The sequence below is a fragment of the Pseudomonas sp. P4_B4 genome (genome assembly GCF_056402255.1).
This window is the reverse complement of sequence record NZ_JBFUHS010000015.1, coordinates 24478-42268: the sequence shown is the minus strand read 5'-3', so window position 1 is coordinate 42268 and position 17791 is coordinate 24478. Positions and strand designations below refer to the sequence as shown.

Genomic DNA, 17791 nt, shown 5'->3' with positions numbered 1-17791 from the left:
ATCGTTACAACACACACCCATCAAACCCGACCCTGACATTCACCGGCAATTCACCCCGATGCTCCATCAACCACGCATCCAGGGTATGCCCGACATGGGTCAATACCGCCGACTTCGGCTGCAACTCATCAATGCACTGCAAGGCCAGGTTCAGGTCGTTGTGATTGCGCGGGGCCTGGGGTTGCGGTGGCATGGAGCAATCCAGCACCAGCACATCCAGTGGTTCACGCCGCAGCCAGCTCAACGTGTCCGGCGGCAGGCCTACGGTGTCGGTCAGGTAGGCGATTCGCCGCCCCTCTCCTTCCAGCAAATAACCGAGGGTCGGTTTCGAGTGTTGCAGTGGCAGTGCGGTGACGCTGAGCACAGCGAACTGCCGGGTTTCGAAGCTATCGAACGGCTGGCTGAAATCGAGAATGCCGGGGTGTTTGTAGAGGTCGGCCAGGCCTTCCGGGTCCACGGGACCGTGGACCGGAATCACCAGGCCCTGGCCCCAGCGCATATGCAACAGGCCCTGAGCGTGATCGGCGTGGTAGTGGGTCTGGAAAATGCCATTGAAACTGCGCGGCGGGAAACGTTCGCACAGGTCAGGCAAACCGCTGTCGATCAACCAGCGCTGATCTGCGCACTCGATCAGCGCGCTGCACGGTCGACGCTGCAAGCGCTGATCGTGGCGGGCCGCATCGCAAGCCACACACTCGCAACCGTAGACCGGCACTTGCCGGGCATCACCGGTGCCCAGCAACGTCAGGCGCATGTAGATTGCTCGTCAATGCAGGCCAGCAAACGTTCGACCGTAGACTCCAGCGGCCCGGAGTTGTCGAGCAAGTGCACGGCCTGATCTTCAGCCAACAGCCGCTCGTTGAATCGGGTATTGCGTGCCAGACGCTGATCGATCTCGACCAATGATTCTCGCCCGCGCTCCAGCAGTCGTTGGCGCAACACCGCTTGATCTACGGTCAGCAACAGCACCAATGCCTTCGGATAACGCAGGCGCGTGTTCTGCAAATGCCCCCGCGAGCCATTGACCAGTACATCCTGGCCGGCTGCCAGCCAATCGTCGATTTCCCGCGGGATGCCATAGGACAACCCATTGGCGTGCCAGCTCAGGGCAAACGCGCCCCGGGCTTCCATGTCGGCGAATTGTTGCGCGCTGACGCCCAGCGCCGCCTCGCCCACGGCTTCGGCCGAGCGGGTAATGACCCGCCGCACGATTCGACAGCCGCGTTCGGCCAACCGCGTTCGCGCGGCATCCAGCAGGCTGTCCTTGCCCGAACCTGAAGGCCCGATGAGATAGATCAACCTGCCTGCCATCAAAACACCCTCTTCGCTTGTCGCCATACTTGCTGGACCACCGGCAAACCGTCCTGACTGCGCGCTTGCAGCAGATCAGCCCGCAGGCCCGGTGCAATCTCGCCACGATCGTTCAGCCCGGCGGCCCGGGCCGGATTCAGGCTGACCATGCGCACCGCTTCGGCCAGACCGATCCGCTCACTCTGCGCCGCCAGCGCGAACGCCGATTGCAGCAGGCTCGCCGGGTAGTAGTCACTGGACAGAATATCCAGCAAACCTTCGGCGGCCAGATCGAAGGCGGCCACGTTACCCGAGTGCGACCCGCCGCGCACGATGTTCGGTGCGCCCATCAACACATTCATGCCGTGCTCCCGGCAACCGCGCGCGGCCTCGACGGTGGTCGGGAACTCGGCGATGGTCATGCCGTAGCGCGCCGACTCCTCGACGTGGGCCAGGGTCGCGTCATCATGACTGGCCACCGACAGGCCAATGGCCAGGCAGTGCTCGACAATCGCCGCGCGGTAGCGGTCGCTGTAGGTGCGCGAGTTGGCCATCTGCAAAGTGATGAAGTCATCCATCTGCGTGGTCGTCAGGTGGTACTTGCCCATGTAGTACTCACGGTACTTGGATTCCAGCACGAACTGGCGCTGACCCGGCGAGTGGTCCATCACCGACACCAGTTGCACCAGCGGGTTTTCCACCAGATCGCGGAACACGCTGAGGGTGTCCGGGTGGCACAGTTCGCAGCGCAAGTGCAAACGGTGTTCGGCGCGGGTCAGCCCGGCATCGGAGGCTTTGGAGATGGCGTCGAGCATCGCCGGCAGTTTCTGCATGCGATTGCCCTTGGGGTTCACATCGCCGATGGACACAGCGTCGAATACCGTGGTGATGCCCGCCGCGATGATCTGCGCATCGTGGCTGAGCACCGCTGGCACCGACGGCCAGTCCACGCCGGGACGCGGGGTCATGTGGCGTTCCAGGTTGTCGGTGTGCAGCTCCACAAGACCCGGCAGCAGGTAATCGCCATTGAGGTCCAGGGCCTGGGGTAAACGGCTCGGGCCTTCGGCGACCTCGGCGATCAAACCGTCGCGCAGCACCACGGTGCCGTAGAACACACGGTCAGCGGTGACCAGTTGGGCATTGCTGAGGATCTGTTCAACGGACATCGGCGTATTCCTCTTGGTTCACGGCGGCTGGAGTCATGTCGAGATGGCGATCGGCAACCGCCTCGCGGGCGATGCGGTCGTGGAAGATGCCGATCAGCGCGGCACCGGCGTTCTTGGCTTCGTTCATCAACTCCAGCACCACCTGGCGATTGCTGTCGTCGAGGGAGGCCGTGGGCTCATCGAGCAACATCACCGGCCACTCCACCATGAAACCACGGGCGATGTTGACCCGCTGCTGCTCGCCGCCGGAGAAGGTTCCGGGCGCCAGTTGCCAGAGGCGTTGTGGGATGTTCAGGCGAGTGAGCAAGGATTCGGCACGTGCTTGCGCCTGCTCTTTCGACCAGCCACGGGCCAAGGCCGGCTCCATCACCACGTCCAGGCACGCCACTCGCGGGATCACCCGCAGGAACTGACTGACATAACCCAGGGTGCGCTGGCGCACTTGCAGGATGTCCCGGGGCTCGGCGCCGACCAGCTCCCGCCATTGGCCGTCGTGCTGCACGCGGATGCTGCCGCCCGCCGGCAGATAGTTGCCGTACAGGGTGCGCAGCAAGGTGCTCTTGCCCGCGCCGGACTGGCCATGCAGGACCAGGCATTCGCCGGCCGCCACACTGAAATCCACTGCGCGCAGCACGTTGAGGACCACGCCGTTCTGCTGATGCAAAGTGAAGGTTTTCGAGAGGTCACGGACCTCGATCAAGGTATTCATCGCAGGGTTTTCCACTATTGAACGAGGCTTCACGGCTGCAACACCGACGACACCAGCAGTTGCGAATAAGGGTGCTGCGGATCGTCGAGGATCTGATCGGTCAGCCCGGTTTCCACCACCCGCGAGCGGCGCATCACCATCAAGCGATCGGCCAGCAAGCGAGCGACTGCCAGGTCGTGGGTGACGATCACCACGGCCAGATCCAGCTCACGCACCAGTCCGCGCAGCAGGTCGAGCAAGCGCGCCTGCACCGACACATCGAGGCCACCGGTCGGCTCGTCCATGAACACCAGCCGTGGACTGGACACCAGGTTGCGAGCGATTTGCAGACGTTGTTGCATGCCGCCGGAGAAGGTCCGCGGCAAGTCGTCGATGCGCTGCGGATCGATTTCCACCTGGCTCAGCCAATCGAGCCCAGCCCCGCGCAGTTGCTGGTAATTGCGCACGCCCTGGGCCATCAGGCGTTCGCCGATGTTGGCCCCGGCGGACACGCCCATGCGCAAACCGTCCCGCGGGTTCTGTTCGACGAAGCCCCATTCGGTGCGCAGCAAGGTGCGGCGCTCGGCTTCGCTGGCGCTGTACAGGTCCAGCCATTGGCCCTGTTTGTCGCGGTAGCCGATCTGTCCGCGCTGCGGCGGCAAGCGCCCGCTGAGCAGCGAAAGCAAGGTGGATTTGCCCGAGCCGGACTCGCCGACAATCCCCAGCACTTCACCGGGATACAAGTCGAAGCTGACGTCCTGGCAACCCTTCTCCGGGCCGTACAACAGCGACAGATCGCGCACCCGCAGCAAGGGTTGGGTGGACACGGACACTTGGTTTTTCAGCGCCTGGTTCATTGGCCCTGCTCCTGCTGGCTGACGCGCTGGGCGCAGTAATAGGTGTCGGAACAGACGAAGCTCTGGGTGCCGGCGTCGTCGAGAATCAACTCATCGAGGAACGAGTCGCGGCTGCCACAGATCGCGCAGCACTCTTCCCACTTCTGCGCTTCGAAGGGGTGATCCTCGAAGTCGAGGCTGGTGACCTTGGTGTACGGCGGCACCGCGTACAGACGCTTCTCACGGCCGGCGCCGAACAGCATCAGCGCCGGGCTCATGTCGAGTTTCGGGTTGTCGAATTTGGGGATCGGCGACGGGTCCATCACGTAGCGTTCGTCGACCATCACCGGGTAGGCGTAGGCCGTGGCGATGTGGCCGAAGGTGGCGATGTCTTCGTAGAGCTTGACGTGCATGACCCCGTAATCGTTGAGGGCGTGCATGGTCCGGGTCTCGGTTTCCGACGGTTCGATAAAGCGCAGCGGCTCGGGAATCGGTACCTGATAGACCATGATCTGATCGGCGTGCAGTGGCGTTTCCGGGATGCGGTGACGGGTCTGGATCACCGTCGCCTCCGGCGTGCTTTCGGTGGTTACGACGCCTGCGGTGCGGGCGAAGAATCGGCGAATCGACACAGCGTTGGTGGTGTCGTCCGCGCCCTGATCGATGACCTTGAGTACGTCATCGTCGCCGAGAATCGCGGCGGTCAACTGCATGCCGCCGGTGCCCCAGCCATAAGGCAGCGGCATCTCGCGACCACCGAACGGCACCTGGTACCCGGGGATCGCCACGGCCTTGAGCAAGGCGCGGCGGATCATGCGTTTGGTCTGTTCATCGAGGTAGGCGAAGTTGTACGCCGCATCGCGCACCGGAGCCTGGCTCAAGTCATTCATGGTTTTGCCCCTCGGCAGGCTTGCGCAGTTTGCGGATCAGTTCCAGTTCGGCCTGGAAGTCGACGTAGTGAGGTAACTTCAGGTGCGAGACGAAGCCTGCGGCCTCGACGTTGTCGCAGTGCATCAGCACGAACTCTTCCTGCTGGGCCGGCGAGACGATTTCTTCGTTGTATTCGTCAGCGCGCAGCGCTCGGTCGACCAGCGCCATACCCATGGACTTGCGCTCGGCGTGTCCGAAAGCCAGACCGTAGCCACGGGTGAACTGCGCCAACTCCGTGGCCGAACCGACGAACTGGTTGACCATCTCGCACTCGGTGACTTCGATGCTGCCCAGGTTGATCGGGAAACCCAGCTCTTCGGGATCGATCCACACCTCCACTTCGCCGATACGGATTTCCCCGGCGAACGGGTGATTGCGGCCATAACCGCGCTGGGTGGAATAACCCAGCGCCAGCAGGAAACCTTCGTCGCCACGGGCCAGGGCTTGCAGTCGCTGGGCGCGACTGGCCGGCAGTTCCAGCGGGTCGCGGGTGATGTCGGCCACGCTTTCGCCGTTGTCCGATTCGTTCTTGATCAGGCCTTCCTGCGCCAGCAATCCGAGAACTCGCGGGCAGGCTTCGAGGCTGGCATTCGGCGTCACTTGCGGTCCCGGGTATTCGCCTTCGGCCAGCAGCGCAAAGTCCAGCAGACGATGGGTGTAATCGAAGGTCGGGCCCAGCAGTTGCCCACCCGGCACGTCCTTGAACGTAGCGGACAAGCGCCGACTCAGTTGCATGTTCTGGGTATCGATCGGCAGGCTCGGGCTGAAGCGCGGCAACGTGGTGCGGTAGGCGCGCAGCAGGAAGATCGCTTCCACCAGATCCCCCGCCGCTTGCTTGATGGCCAGCGCAGCGAGTTCTTCGTCGTACAGCGAGCCTTCGCTCATCACCCGCGCCACCGCCAGCGGCAGTTGCTGACGGATCTGCTCGACGCCGAGCTCAGTGACCGAGGTATCGCCCCGGCGCTTTTTCGCCAGCAGTCGGTGGGCATTGTCGATGGCCTGTTCGCCACCCTTGACGGCTACGTACATCAGGCGCGCTCCTCTGCGATGCGGGTGCTGCGGGGCAGGCCGATCAGGTCATGGCCGGCGGTGAAAAACAGGTCAAGCCCACGGGGGAATTCGTTGCGCAGTTCACGTTCGCGCCAGAAGCCATCGGCCACCGGCAGCGCGACGCCGTGTTCGCTTTCGATGCCCGGCCCGCGCCACACCAGCCCTGCCCCGCCGTCGAGGCTTGGCAGTTGAACCAGCAGGGTGCAGGACTGGTCCGGGTAACGGTCGTTGCCTGCATCGAAACCGCTCAGGTCGAGCAGATCCTCGGCGGCAAGCAAGGCAAACCGTGCGTCTTCACGTTTTGCGGTCAACGGGCAACCACAGTGGAACGCCAGGTTGGCGCGGATCAGCGGCGTGTCGAAGGACGGCGCCAGCCACAGCGGGGTGTCGACATCCAGCAGCGCCAGGCACAGTGCGTAGGTCGCGGGCGCCAAGCCTTCGAGGCTCGGCGAGGTGTGCAGCGTCTGGATCAGACCGGGGCCGGCCAAGGCCTTGAGTGCAGCACGAAATCCGCGCTGGGCATCCAGCACCGGGTCGGCGAAAGCCGGTTGCAACAACTGTGCGCTCATCAGTTTTCTCCTCGCACGAGGGTGAAGAATTCGACTTTGGTGGCGGCGGTTTCCGCCTCTTTTTGCGCCCGGCGTTCGGCCTGAACAGTCGCCAGCGGCGTGATCATCTCCGCCAGCCAATGACGCTGTTGCGCGCCCTGCAAGTGCGCGTCGGCCAGGGCGGCCAGTTCGGCGTGGACCTTGTCGCGACCCGCCAGATAGCTGTAGCCGGTACGACCATCGGCCAGGCGCACCACGCAGCGGGTCACGCTCATTTCGCCTACGTTGAACGGCGCGCCGTTACCGCCCATGCGGCCACGGACCAGGGTCATGCCGATTTCCGGGGCGCGGATCAGTTGGTACTCGACATCACGCAAAGCGGCTTCGAAGGGCTGCAATTCACTGCGGCTGGCGCGGGCCAGCACACCGATCCAGTGCTGCCGTTCGGTATGAGGAACAGGGTTGTGCATTGCGTTCTCCATCAGGTGACGACCTGGTACTGGAAGCGATCCGAACGGCTGGTGGACTGGGCCAGCTCCACGGCACGGCCGTCGCGATCGCGGGAAAGGGTGAACACACTCAGCGCCGGCAGATGCCGGGGCATCAGCAGCAACGCAGCCTCTTCACGGTTGGGCAAGCGAGCGCCGATCAGGCTCTGGGTGCGGGTCAGCGGCAGGTCCCGCTCGCGCAGGTACTGGCGCAGGGAGCCGCCGTTGTAGTCCGCCAGCAGCGACGCGTGGCTGGCGCAGTAGCGATGGCGGATCAGGCTGACCGGTTGGTTGTCGAGCTTGCGCAAGGTCTGCAACTCGATCATCGGCGCCATCTCGGCTAGCCCTAAGTGCTGCGCCTCTTCACGGCTGGCGAAGCAGTAACGGCGCTTTAGCAACAACGCTTCGACGCCATGCCCCTGGGCCGACAGCGACTGGCTGTAGGCACTGTCGGCGGTCACCGAGTAAATCAGCGGCCGCTCCAGCACCTGAGTGCCCTTGCCCTGGCGGCGCAACAGGCTGCCTTCGAACACCAGTTCATCGATGGCGCGGCGCAAGGTATGGCGGTTGACCCCGAAGCGCTCGGCCAACATCACCTCGCCCGGCAGGAAATCTCCGGCGCGGTAGTCCGCCAGCTCCCGGCGCAGGATGTCGGCCAATTCGCGGTACACCGGCTCATCTTGTCTAGACAACTGCATGCTTTAAAAAAAGCGCCCGCAGGCACCCCTCCGAAAATCAGATGAACTGCTTGCGCAGGCGTTGCGAGAGAATGTCGATCAGGCTGACCACAACGATGATCACCAGCAAAACGGCGCAAGTCTGAACAAACTGAAAGGCGCGGATGTTCTCCCAGAGAATCACCCCGATCCCGCCGGCACCGACCATCCCCACCACCGTCGCCGAACGCACATTGGCCTCGAAGCGATAAAGAGCGTAGGACACCCACAGCGGCATCACTTGTGGGATCACCCCGTAGATCACTTCTTGCAAGGCACTGGCACCCGTCGCCCGAACGCCTTCGACCGGTCCCGGATCAATCGCTTCCACGGCTTCGGCGAACAGCTTGGCAAGTACCCCGGTGGTGCTGATCCACAGTGCCAATACCCCGGCAAACGGTCCCAGGCCGACGGCCACCACGAACAACATCGCGAAGACCATTTCGTTGATCGAACGGAACGCGTCCATCACCCGGCGCAGCGGTTGGTGAATCCACCACGGCGTGATGTTTTCCGAGCAGAGAATGCCCAGCGGCACCGAGCAGACAATCGCCAGCACCGTGCCCCACAGGGCGATTTGTACGGTGACGATCATTTCCTTGAGGTACATGCGCCATTCATGGAAGTCCGGCGGGAAGAAATCCGCGGCGAAGGTCGCCATGTTTCCCGAGTCGCGGTACAGCGCCATCGGATTCATTTCGGCGCCGTGCCAGGCCCAGGCCAGCAGGACCAGGAACAGGCCCCAACCGAGGTACTGCGGCCAGGTGCGCTTACCGACAGCTTCAGCGTGCAGAGTGGTCATGAGGGTTCTCTAAATTGCGTAATGCAGAACATGTAGGAGCGAGCCTGCTCGCGATGGTCGTCAACGATGACGCGGGAAACCGGGAGAAACGCGGTGTCCTTACGTTCATCACGAGCAGGCTCGCTCCTACAGGGGTTAGCCGTTGGCTGCGGATTTTTTTTCGGCGGTTTTGTCGAGCAAGGTGATGCGCTCTTGCAGCTTGGCCAACTCGGCATCGATGTCGGCCAGTTTTTTGGCCTTGTCGGCGGCTTCCAGCTTGTCGTCGGCACTGACGGTGGTGCGTTGCTTGAACAGTTCCAGCTGACGGATCGGCAGCAACTGGTCGTCGCTGGATTTCAGGAACTTGCCCAGTTGCATGCCCTTGAGCACAGCTTTCTCTTCGTCGGTGTCGCCGTAGCTGAAGATGAAATCGCGGATCTTGGTTTTCTCGCTGTCACTCAGCGCCTTGCTCCACACCAGCGGGTCGGCCGGAATCAGCGGCGACTTCCAGATCACCTTGAGCTGTGCCGCCTTGTCAGGCTGGGTGACTTCCAGGCGGTCCCAGCTTTCGGTATTGAAGGTCGCCACATCCACTTGGCCCTTGGCCACGCTCAACGCGTTGACTTCATGGCTGGAGTTGAGGGTGCGCTTGAACGCGGTGGCGGCGTCGACGTTGTTCTTGGCAAACACGTAGTAGCCCGGCACCAGGTAGCCCGAGGTGGAGTTCGGGTCACCGTTGCCGAAGGTCAGGTTCTTGGCGTTTTTCAGCATGTCGTCGACGGAGTTGATCGGGCTGTCCTTGCGCACGATCAGCACGCTCCAGTAACCGGCGGCGCCACTGGCGGCTGCGGTCTGGGCGAAGATCTCGCCGTTGGAGCGGTCCACCGCTTCGATGGCGGCCTTATTGCCCAGCCAGGCCACATCGACCTTGTTGAAGCGCATGCCCTGGATCAGGCCGGCATAGTCAGAGGCAAACGTGGCGTTGATCTTCAGGCCGGTCTTCTTCTGCATGTCATCCAGGAACGGCTGCCAGATGCTCTTGAGGTTTTGTGAAGACTCGGTGGACATGATGCCGAAGTTGATGGCTTTTTCTTCCGCCTGGGCGGTGCCCAATACACAGCTGGCGAGTAGCGCTGCACCAGCAAAAACGCGACCGATACGGTTCAACATGGAAAGGTTTCCTGAGGGTGAACGGTTGGGGAATCCGGGGTTGATCACACGCGCGCCAACACCAGTCGAGGCGCAGTTTCGCTGTGACGGGAAGACTCGGAACACATGAGGCTGGTGTCGATGTCGGCACCGTACAAATCGTTGAGGAACTGGCCGCTCAATTGAGAACCCGGACCGTCGAAATGAATCCGACCGGCCTTGAGCGCCACGGCACGCGGGCAATAACGGGTGGCGTAGTCGACTTGATGCAGGGTCACCACAACCGTCTTGCCGTCGCGGCGATTGATGTCGGCGAGGATCTCCATGACCTTGCGCGCCGATTCCGGGTCGAGGGAGGCAATCGGCTCATCCGCCAGAATCACCTCGGCCCGCTGGGTCAATGCACGGGCAATCGCCACGCGCTGCTGCTGGCCGCCGGACAGGGTCGAGGCCCGTTGTGCCGCCAGGTCAGCCAGGCCGACACGGTCCAGGGACTCCATGGCGAACTGCTTTTCCTCGGCATTGAACAGGCTCAAGTTGCCACGCCAGCGCGGCATGCGCCCCAGGCAGCCGAGCAGCACGTTGTCGAGCACGCTCAAACGGTTGACCAGGTTGAACTGCTGGAAGATGTAGCCAATGTCGGCGCGCAGGCGGCGCACCTTGCCATTCAAACGGCCGGATGCCTGCACCTCGCGGCCCAGCACCTTGACGCTGCCGCCGTTGTTGCGATCGCAACAGGCCAGGCCCGCGAGATGGCGCAACAATGTGGATTTGCCGGAGCCGGACGCGCCGATCAGCGCGACCATCTCACCGGCCGCGATGGTCAATTCGAGGTCGACCAGTGCGGTTTTGCGCGCAAAGGTCTTGTTCAGATGATCGACATGGATAGCTGCGTTCATGGGCTTCTCTGTCTGGTTGAACAGCCGTCCGTGGCTGTATTTGAGTTCAACAGACTTTAGGCATGGGGCATGTCAGCCCTATGACTTGCACATGTCACTGGATGGGCCATTTGATGAAGGTTTTGTGAAAGGTTGAGCTGGAGGTTTCCGCATTTGGTCCCGGTTGTACCCATTGTTGTGATCACTCACGAACCCTGTGGGAGCGGGATTGCCCGCGAAGGCTATGTGTTGGGCGACGTATTTTTTGCTGGTGTACATATCCGTTTCTGCGGTAACGGCCACTTAGGGTTCCGCCCTTACGGCGGGTTACTTGGAAGAGCCCCAAGTAACCAAGGGCTCTTGCCCCTGACGTTCGGTGCCTCGCCCAGGCTCGGCATGCCCTTGCTCCGGTCCTGCTCCGTGGGCCCGCCGCCATCGGCCATCCATGGCCGGCGGCGGCTAACCCGGCATCCATGCCGGGTTGCCCACTGCGCAGAACCTCCACTCGGCCTCTCGAGGGGGCAAGAAGATCAAAAGCCAAAGCAAAAGCAAAAGCGAGGCGGCCTACCGGCCGGCCTGATCGCGGGGTTCGTTCGCCTGTGATGCTCTTGGTCGGCCGGTAGGCCGCCATCGCGAGCAGGCTCGCTCCTACAGTTGGACTGGGTACATTCGAAAGAAATTGGTCGGCTGTCAGGCTGCCTTCGCGGGCAAGTCGGATCGCCGCACCGCCGCTCCCACAGAAGAGCAAAAGCAGATCGGCGTACACCCACTGCTTTTCACCACTCATCAGGCCGAGCGTTAGCTCGCCTGCAGCTCTTGATCTTGATCCACCCGCCCCCTCGGAAGGCTGAGTGGAGGCGTTCATCCGGGGGGTAGGCGCGCAGCGCCGTTCGGCGCAGCCGAACACATCGAGAGGAGGTCGAGCGAAGCCGACCGGAGGCGATGCCCCCGGATGAATGCCGGAGCGAAGGAACCCCGAGCCTTAGCGAGGGGCCGTACGTTCGGGGCGAGCGTTTTTTGGGTTACTTTTTTTAGGCGCTTGTAAAAAAAGTGACTCGCCGTAAGGGCGAAACCATAAGCCGCCGTTACCAAAAAACGGATATGTACACAGTCAACAAAAGACAGGCCGGCTATCAGGCCGCCTTCGCGAGCAGGCTCGCTCCCACAGGGTTCAGCAATGCCCCGGCAATCACATTTCAGCAGGCACAAAAAAGGCAACCCGAAGGTCGCCTCTTTGCGTTACTGCCCGAATTGCCGCCCCAGGCCACCCGGCACACCGTGAATGTCAGTATCCTCCCACGGCCCGTTCGGACCGATCGACCGGCTCCAGCCGTTATCCCAGCGGTAATAGGTACGCTGGCGATAAAAGGTATTGGGCTGATCATCAAGCACATACACCCCAAGCTTCGGATCCCAATGGCTATTCCCCCCTGGTGGTGGCGCGAAGCTCGCAGAGGTGCGTGGCAACGGCTTGGAGGGTTTCACCGGAATGGTCGGCTTGCTCGGTACAGGCGACGTCGAAGGCGTGGGACTGGGCTGCGACGGCGGGAACGGTGGTGGTGCCTGATGTTCCGTTGGTTGCTGGACCGCACAAGCGCTTAACCCCATAACGACGCTGAGCAGGGTGATACGAGCGAATGCGGTCATGATTGCGTTTTCCTGTTATTTATCCGGGCTGTCGATAGTCAGTGTTTGCGGCGCGGTGGTGCTGCTGGCCATTGGCTGGCTGCGACCGATCCATTCGCCGGCGGTCGGTTTGCCGGCACGGGAAATGCGCGCAACCAGTTGGACTTCAGGGAAGTTCGACAGTTTCAATTGCGGCATCATTGCGTCGGCATCACCCAGTTCGACAGTCACCGGCAGGTCGGCCACAGTCATGCGCTTGACCGCCAGCGGGGCTGGAGGACCGGAGATCGCACGGGCGAAGATGAACACGCTGTCGCCAGGCTGGACCTTGGCTTTGAGGTCCGCTGCCAGATCGACGCTGACCTTGAGCAACGCCGCGGTCTTGGCCGCCGGTGCTTGCGCAACCTTGCCGCCACTGGCCACCAGCTTCTCCGTGGCCCGGGTAATTCCGCCTTGCAGTGCCTCGCGGGACTTGTCTTCCGGCGGCAATTGCGCCAACAGGCGATTCCAGTAATCGATGGCGTCCTGATAACGCTCGCTTTCGAACGCGGCAATGCCGAGCAGTCCGAGACTGGTGACTTCTTTCGGATCGGCCTTGAGCGCTTCGTCGGTCAGGGCCTGGACCTTGTCCGACCACTTCTTGCCATCGGCGAAGTACTGGGCCTGGGCCCATTGACCGAGCAGCTCGGGCTGACGACCGGCCAAGTTCACGGTTCGTTCGAACATCTTCGCCGCGTCCGCCGGGCGATCCTGAGCCATGTAGGTGCGACCGAGGAAGTACATGCCTTCAGCGGATTCCGGCTGAGCGGCGACCGCGCGCTCCAGGCGTTTGGTCATTTCTTCCATCGACTGCGGTGCCTGCGCGAACTCGCGGGTCAGCTCAACCTTGTCGCTGGCACCGTAATGCATGTACAGCCCCAGGCCCAGCACCGGCACCAGAATGGCCGCCAGCAACGGCAAGGGTTTGCCCAGACGCGACACCCGCGGCGCTTCAGCGCCTTCGGTGTCCGCCAGCAATTCACGAGCGGCTTCGGCGCGACCGGCGTCCATTTGCGCCGCGTCGAGCACGCCCTCTTCCTGCTGAGTCTGCAACTCAGCCACGCGCTCCTGATACAGCGCGACGTTCAGGGCGGTGCGATCCTCTTCGCGCTGGGCGCGACGGCTGCGCAGCACCGGGATCAACAGAAAACTCAGGGCAACCAGAAGCAGCAGACCTGCAGCGAGCCAGAAATCAATCATTCTTGGTTTTATCCAACAGGTGGTCGAGGCGCGAGCGCTCCTCGGCAGAAAGCGAGTCCGGGGTGCCGGCGCGTTGCACGCGACGACGGCGGACGATCACCGCGATGATCACGACACCGCCCAGCAGCAGGCCGGCGGGGCCGAACCAGAGCAAGGCGGTCTTGGCGTTCAGCGCAGGCTTGTAGCGGACGAAATCACCGTAGCGATCGACCATGAAGTCGATGATCTGCTGGTTGTCCTTGCCCTCGCCGAGCATGCGGAAAATCTCTTTGCGCAGGTCGGCGGCAATCGGTGCGTTGGAATCGGCGATGTCCTGATTCTGGCACTTGGGGCAACGCAGCTCTTTGGTCAACTCGCGGAAACGCTCGCGATCACCTTCCTTGGCGAACTCGTAGGTGTCGATGGCCGCGTGGGCCACGCCCGCCAGGCTCAAGCCCAGGACAACGGCAGCGATCCAGCGCTTCATGGCTTGGCCTCGTCGACCAGCGCCTGGTACTTGGCCGCCAGTTTTTCGCGCCAGACCTGCTCGTCGATCACGCCGACAAACTTGTCGCGGATGATGCCCTTGGCGTCGATGAAGAAGGTTTCCGGCGCGCCGTACACGCCGAGGTTCAGGCCCAGCGAGCCTTCGTCGTCACGGATGTCCAATACATACGGATTGTGGAAGTCCGTCAGCCACTTCAAGGCATCGGCGTTGGTGTCCTTGTAGTTGATGCCGTAGATCACCACGCCCTGCTGGGCCAGTTTGTTCAGCACCGGGTGCTCGACCCGGCAGGAAATGCACCAGGTGCCCCAGACGTTGACCAGCGCCGGTTTGCCCAGAATGTCAGCGCGGGTCAGGGTCTTGTCGCCCTGCACCGTTGGCAGGGAAAACTCCGGGAACGGCTTGTTGATCATGGCCGAAGGCAGCTCGGCCGGATCCAGGTACAACCCTCGGTAAAGGAATACAGCGACCACCAGAAAAATCGCCAGTGGCAACAACATCAACCAACGCTTCATGCAGTGGCTCCCGACATGCCCAGTGCTTCGCGCACGCGGCTTTTGACCTTGACCCGATAACGCCGATCCAGCGCCGCCAGCAACCCGCCGAAGCCGGTCAGCAAACCACCGAACCAGATCCAGCGCACGAATGGTTTGACGTGCACGCGCACAGCCCAGGCACCGTTACCCAAGGGTTCACCGAGGGCGACATAGAGGTCGCGGGTGAAACCGGCGTCGATGCCCGCTTCGGTCATTACCGAGTTCTGCACGGTGTACAGGCGTTTTTCCGGGTGCAGTACACTGACTTCCTTGCCATCGCGGATCACCCGCACGGTGCCCTTGTCGGAGGTGAAGTTCGGGCCTTCGAAATGCTTGGCGCCTTCGAAGACGAACTGATAGCCGCCCAGGTCCATGGATTCGCCCGGCGCCAGGCGCAGGTCGCGCTCGGCACTGTTCTGGCTCGACAGCACGACACCCAGCGCACACACGGCAATACCCAGGTGCGCGACCTGCATGCCCCAGTAGCTGCGGGTCAGGGTTGGCAGGCCTTTGATCAGGCCCTTGTGGCGAGTCTTGTCGAAGATGTCACGCACACCGGCCAGCAACACCCAGGCGGCGAGCATGAAGGTCGCGAGCACTGCCCAGTTGAAATCGCCGTACGCGACGCCGGCCACCACGGCCATGGCGGCGCTTCCGAGCAATATCGGAGTCAGCATGCTCACCAGCCATTTCACCGGGGTGTCTTTCCAGCGCACGATCACGCCGACCGCCATCACCATCATCAGCAACGCCATCAACGGAATGAACAGCGCGTTGAAGTACGGCGGGCCGACCGACAGCTTGGCGCCGGTCATGGCGTCCAGAATCAGCGGGTACAAGGTGCCGAGCAGGATCATCGAAGCCGCCACCACCAGCACCAGGTTGTTGCCCAGCAACAGGGTTTCTCGGGACCAGAGGTTGAAGCCGACCTGGCTCTTGACCACCGGTGCGCGCAGGGCGAACAGCGTCAGCGAACCACCGACCACGAACAGCAGGAAAATCAGGATGAACACCCCGCGCTCCGGATCGGACGCAAAGGCGTGCACCGAGGTCAGCACGCCGGAACGCACGAGGAAAGTACCCAACAGGCTCAGCGAAAACGCAGCGATGGCCAGCAACACGGTCCAGCTCTTGAACACGCCACGTTTTTCCGTGACCGCCAACGAGTGAATCAGTGCGGTGCCCACCAGCCACGGCATGAACGAGGCGTTTTCCACCGGGTCCCAGAACCACCAGCCGCCCCAGCCGAGTTCGTAGTACGCCCACCACGAACCGAGGGTGATGCCGATGCCGAGGAACGCCCAGGCCACGATGGTCCACGGACGCGACCAGCGCGCCCACGCGGCATCCAGGCGACCGCCCATCAGCGCGGCGATGGCGAAGGCGAAGGCCACCGAGAAACCGACGTAGCCCATGTACAGCATCGGCGGGTGAACGATCAGGCCGATGTCTTGCAGCAAGGGGTTGAGGTCGGCACCGTCGCTGGGCACTTGCGGCAGGATGCGCTTGAACGGGTTGGAGGTCATGATCAGGAACAGCAGGAAACCGGTGCTGATCATGCCCATCACTGCCAGCACGCGGGCCAGCATGACCTGCGGCAACTGCCGGGAAAACACCGACACCGCGAAGGTCCAGCCGCCGAGAATCAAGGCCCACAACAGCAGGGAACCTTCGTGGGCACCCCATACGGCGCTGAACTTGTAGTACCACGGCAAGGCGCTGTTGGAGTTGTTGGCCACATAGGCCACGGAGAAATCGTCGACCATGAAGGCGTAGGTCAGGCAACCGAAGGCAAACACCAGAAAGGTGAATTGCCCCCAGGCGGCCGGCTGGGCCAGGCTCATCCACAGGCGGTCACCGCGCCAGGCACCGAACAGCGGCACCACGGCCTGGGCCAGGGCAAAGCACAGGGCCAGGATCATCGCCAGATGACCCAACTCGGGAATAAAGATGCCGGACGTCATGGATCAACCCTCCTTCGCGGGTGTTGGAGCCGATTGACCGCTGTCTTTCAACGCCTTGGTCACTTCCGGCGGCATGTACTTCTCGTCGTGCTTGGCCAGCACTTCATCGGCCACCACCACGCCATCGGCATTGAGCTTGCCCAGGGCGACGATGCCCTGCCCTTCGCGGAACAGGTCCGGCAGGATGCCGCGATAAGTGATGGTCACGGATTTATTAAAGTCGGTGACGACGAATTTCACATCCAGGGAATCACTGGAACGCTCCAGCGAGCCCTTCTCGACCATGCCGCCGGCGCGAATGCGCGTGTCTTGTGGGGCTTCACCGTTGGCGATCTGCGTCGGTGTGTAAAACAGGTTGATGTTCTGCTGCAGGGCGCTCAGGGCCAGGCCGACGGCAGCGCCGACCCCGACCAGGATCGCGAGAATAATGATAAGACGCTTTTTGCGCAGCGGATTCACTTGCCGTTCTCCCGGCGCAAACGACGCGCCTCTTGTTGCAGATACCGCTTGCGGGCCAGGATCGGCGCCGCCACGTTGAGGGCCAATACCGTCAGGCAGATGCCATAGGCCGACCAGACATACAGGCCATGATGGCCCATGGCGATGAAGTCGCCGAATGAAGCAAAACTCATCGAGCGACCTCCAGGCTGTTTTCCACTTCGGCTTTGACCCAACTGGCCCGGGCTTCGCGCTTGAGCACTTCAAGACGCATGCGCAGCAGCAGGACGGCGCCGAAGAAACAGTAGAAACCCAACGCCGTCAGCAGCAGTGGCAGCCACATCTCGGCGGGCATCGCCGGTTTTTCGGTGAGGGTGAAGGTCGCGCCCTGGTGCAGGGTGTTCCACCACTCCACCGAGTACTTGATGATCGGGATGTTGATCACGCCGACGATCGCCAGCACCGCACAGGCCTTGGCCGCGCTGTCACGATTGCTGATCGCGTTGCCCAATGCAATGAGACCGAAGTACAGGAAAAGCAGGATAAGCATGGACGTTAGGCGTGCATCCCAGACCCACCACGAGCCCCAGGTCGGCTTGCCCCAGATCGCCCCGGTGACCAGCGCCACGGCGGTCATCCAGGCGCCGATGGGCGCTGCGCATTGCAGGGCGACATCGGCCAGTTTCATCTTCCACACAAGGCCGACGATGCCGCACACGGCCAGCATCACGTAGATGGACTGGGCCAGCATGGCGGCCGGGACGTGGATATAGATGATGCGGAAGCTGTTGCCCTGCTGGTAGTCCGGCGGCGCAAAGGCCAGGCCCCAGACCACGCCAACGCTGATCAACAGCAACGCCGCGACGCTCAGCCAGGGCAGCAGTTTGCCGCTGATGCCGTAAAACCATTTGGGCGAGCCAAGCTTGTGAAACCACGTCCAGTTCATACTGTTTCCATCACGGTTGCTCTTTACTGTGAAGAGCC

21 protein-coding genes are annotated in these 17791 nt (G+C 62.5%); all 21 read right to left on the bottom strand.

Annotated features, from left to right (window positions below; all coding sequences use genetic code 11):
• Window positions 1-4: 4 nt before the first annotated feature.
• Window positions 5-754 (bottom strand): phosphonate metabolism protein PhnP, encoded by a 750-nt coding sequence (phnP, locus tag AC1DVE_RS16890; protein ID WP_223460708.1) that lies wholly within the window; start codon window positions 752-754, stop codon window positions 5-7.
• Window positions 745-1311 (bottom strand): phosphonate metabolism protein/1,5-bisphosphokinase (PRPP-forming) PhnN, encoded by a 567-nt coding sequence (phnN, locus tag AC1DVE_RS16885; RefSeq protein ID WP_223460706.1) that lies wholly within the window; start codon window positions 1309-1311, stop codon window positions 745-747. The genes phnP and phnN overlap by 10 nt, the downstream gene beginning before the upstream one ends.
• Entirely contained in the window at window positions 1311-2456 is a 1146-nt protein-coding gene (locus AC1DVE_RS16880; RefSeq protein WP_223460704.1) for an alpha-D-ribose 1-methylphosphonate 5-triphosphate diphosphatase, read from the bottom strand. Before AC1DVE_RS16880 ends, phnN begins: the two co-directional genes overlap by 1 nt.
• On the bottom strand, window positions 2446-3165 hold the full coding sequence (phnL, locus tag AC1DVE_RS16875; RefSeq protein WP_223460701.1) for a phosphonate C-P lyase system protein PhnL: 720 nt from the start codon (window positions 3163-3165) through the stop codon (window positions 2446-2448). The genes AC1DVE_RS16880 and phnL overlap by 11 nt, the downstream gene beginning before the upstream one ends.
• Window positions 3166-3194: 29 nt before the next feature.
• Window positions 3195-4001 carry a phosphonate C-P lyase system protein PhnK gene (phnK, locus tag AC1DVE_RS16870; RefSeq protein ID WP_223460699.1) on the bottom strand — a complete coding sequence of 269 codons (807 nt, stop codon included), beginning with the start codon at window positions 3999-4001 and terminating at the stop codon, window positions 3195-3197.
• Window positions 3998-4870, bottom strand: coding sequence for an alpha-D-ribose 1-methylphosphonate 5-phosphate C-P-lyase PhnJ (locus AC1DVE_RS16865; RefSeq protein WP_223460697.1), 873 nt, complete (start codon window positions 4868-4870; stop codon window positions 3998-4000). The genes phnK and AC1DVE_RS16865 overlap by 4 nt, the downstream gene beginning before the upstream one ends.
• Entirely contained in the window at window positions 4863-5939 is a 1077-nt protein-coding gene (locus tag AC1DVE_RS16860) for a carbon-phosphorus lyase complex subunit (protein WP_223460695.1), read from the bottom strand. The genes AC1DVE_RS16865 and AC1DVE_RS16860 overlap by 8 nt, the downstream gene beginning before the upstream one ends.
• A complete protein-coding gene (phnH, locus tag AC1DVE_RS16855; protein ID WP_223460693.1) occupies window positions 5939-6529 on the bottom strand; it encodes a phosphonate C-P lyase system protein PhnH in 591 nt (196 codons plus the stop codon). The genes AC1DVE_RS16860 and phnH overlap by 1 nt, the downstream gene beginning before the upstream one ends.
• Window positions 6529-6978 carry a phosphonate C-P lyase system protein PhnG gene (gene phnG, locus AC1DVE_RS16850; RefSeq protein WP_223460691.1) on the bottom strand — a complete coding sequence of 150 codons (450 nt, stop codon included), beginning with the start codon at window positions 6976-6978 and terminating at the stop codon, window positions 6529-6531. The genes phnH and phnG overlap by 1 nt, the downstream gene beginning before the upstream one ends.
• An 11-nt stretch (window positions 6979-6989) precedes the next feature.
• Entirely contained in the window at window positions 6990-7694 is a 705-nt protein-coding gene (gene phnF / locus AC1DVE_RS16845) for a phosphonate metabolism transcriptional regulator PhnF (RefSeq protein WP_223460689.1), read from the bottom strand.
• Window positions 7695-7731: 37 nt separating this feature from the next.
• Window positions 7732-8514, bottom strand: coding sequence for a phosphonate ABC transporter, permease protein PhnE (gene phnE, locus AC1DVE_RS16840; protein ID WP_223533561.1), 783 nt, complete (start codon window positions 8512-8514; stop codon window positions 7732-7734).
• A 135-nt stretch (window positions 8515-8649) separates the two neighbouring features.
• Window positions 8650-9663 (bottom strand): phosphonate ABC transporter substrate-binding protein, encoded by a 1014-nt coding sequence (gene phnD / locus AC1DVE_RS16835; RefSeq protein ID WP_223453485.1) that lies wholly within the window; start codon window positions 9661-9663, stop codon window positions 8650-8652.
• Window positions 9664-9707: 44 nt separating this feature from the next.
• Window positions 9708-10541 carry a phosphonate ABC transporter ATP-binding protein gene (gene phnC / locus AC1DVE_RS16830; protein WP_477784057.1) on the bottom strand — a complete coding sequence of 278 codons (834 nt, stop codon included), beginning with the start codon at window positions 10539-10541 and terminating at the stop codon, window positions 9708-9710.
• A 1218-nt stretch (window positions 10542-11759) separates the two neighbouring features.
• Window positions 11760-12167, bottom strand: a complete 408-nt coding sequence (locus tag AC1DVE_RS16825; RefSeq protein ID WP_223460002.1) for a hypothetical protein — start codon at window positions 12165-12167, stop codon at window positions 11760-11762.
• Between the two features lie 15 nt (window positions 12168-12182).
• The gene (ccmI, locus tag AC1DVE_RS16820; RefSeq protein ID WP_223460003.1) at window positions 12183-13385 is read right to left on the bottom strand and encodes a c-type cytochrome biogenesis protein CcmI; all 1203 of its coding nucleotides are present in this window, start codon (window positions 13383-13385) and stop codon (window positions 12183-12185) included.
• Window positions 13378-13851, bottom strand: coding sequence for a cytochrome c-type biogenesis protein (locus AC1DVE_RS16815; protein WP_223460005.1), 474 nt, complete (start codon window positions 13849-13851; stop codon window positions 13378-13380). The genes ccmI and AC1DVE_RS16815 overlap by 8 nt, the downstream gene beginning before the upstream one ends.
• Entirely contained in the window at window positions 13848-14384 is a 537-nt protein-coding gene (locus tag AC1DVE_RS16810) for a DsbE family thiol:disulfide interchange protein (protein ID WP_223460007.1), read from the bottom strand. The genes AC1DVE_RS16815 and AC1DVE_RS16810 overlap by 4 nt, the downstream gene beginning before the upstream one ends.
• Window positions 14381-16369 carry a heme lyase CcmF/NrfE family subunit gene (locus AC1DVE_RS16805; protein WP_223460008.1) on the bottom strand — a complete coding sequence of 663 codons (1989 nt, stop codon included), beginning with the start codon at window positions 16367-16369 and terminating at the stop codon, window positions 14381-14383. Before AC1DVE_RS16805 ends, AC1DVE_RS16810 begins: the two co-directional genes overlap by 4 nt.
• Window positions 16370-16372: 3 nt before the next feature.
• Entirely contained in the window at window positions 16373-16828 is a 456-nt protein-coding gene (gene ccmE, locus AC1DVE_RS16800) for a cytochrome c maturation protein CcmE (protein WP_046037679.1), read from the bottom strand.
• Window positions 16825-17001, bottom strand: a complete 177-nt coding sequence (gene ccmD / locus AC1DVE_RS16795) for a heme exporter protein CcmD (protein ID WP_007983322.1) — start codon at window positions 16999-17001, stop codon at window positions 16825-16827. Before ccmD ends, ccmE begins: the two co-directional genes overlap by 4 nt.
• Window positions 16998-17753, bottom strand: coding sequence for a heme ABC transporter permease (locus AC1DVE_RS16790; RefSeq protein ID WP_046037680.1), 756 nt, complete (start codon window positions 17751-17753; stop codon window positions 16998-17000). Before AC1DVE_RS16790 ends, ccmD begins: the two co-directional genes overlap by 4 nt.
• Between the last annotated feature and the right edge of the window lie 38 nt (window positions 17754-17791).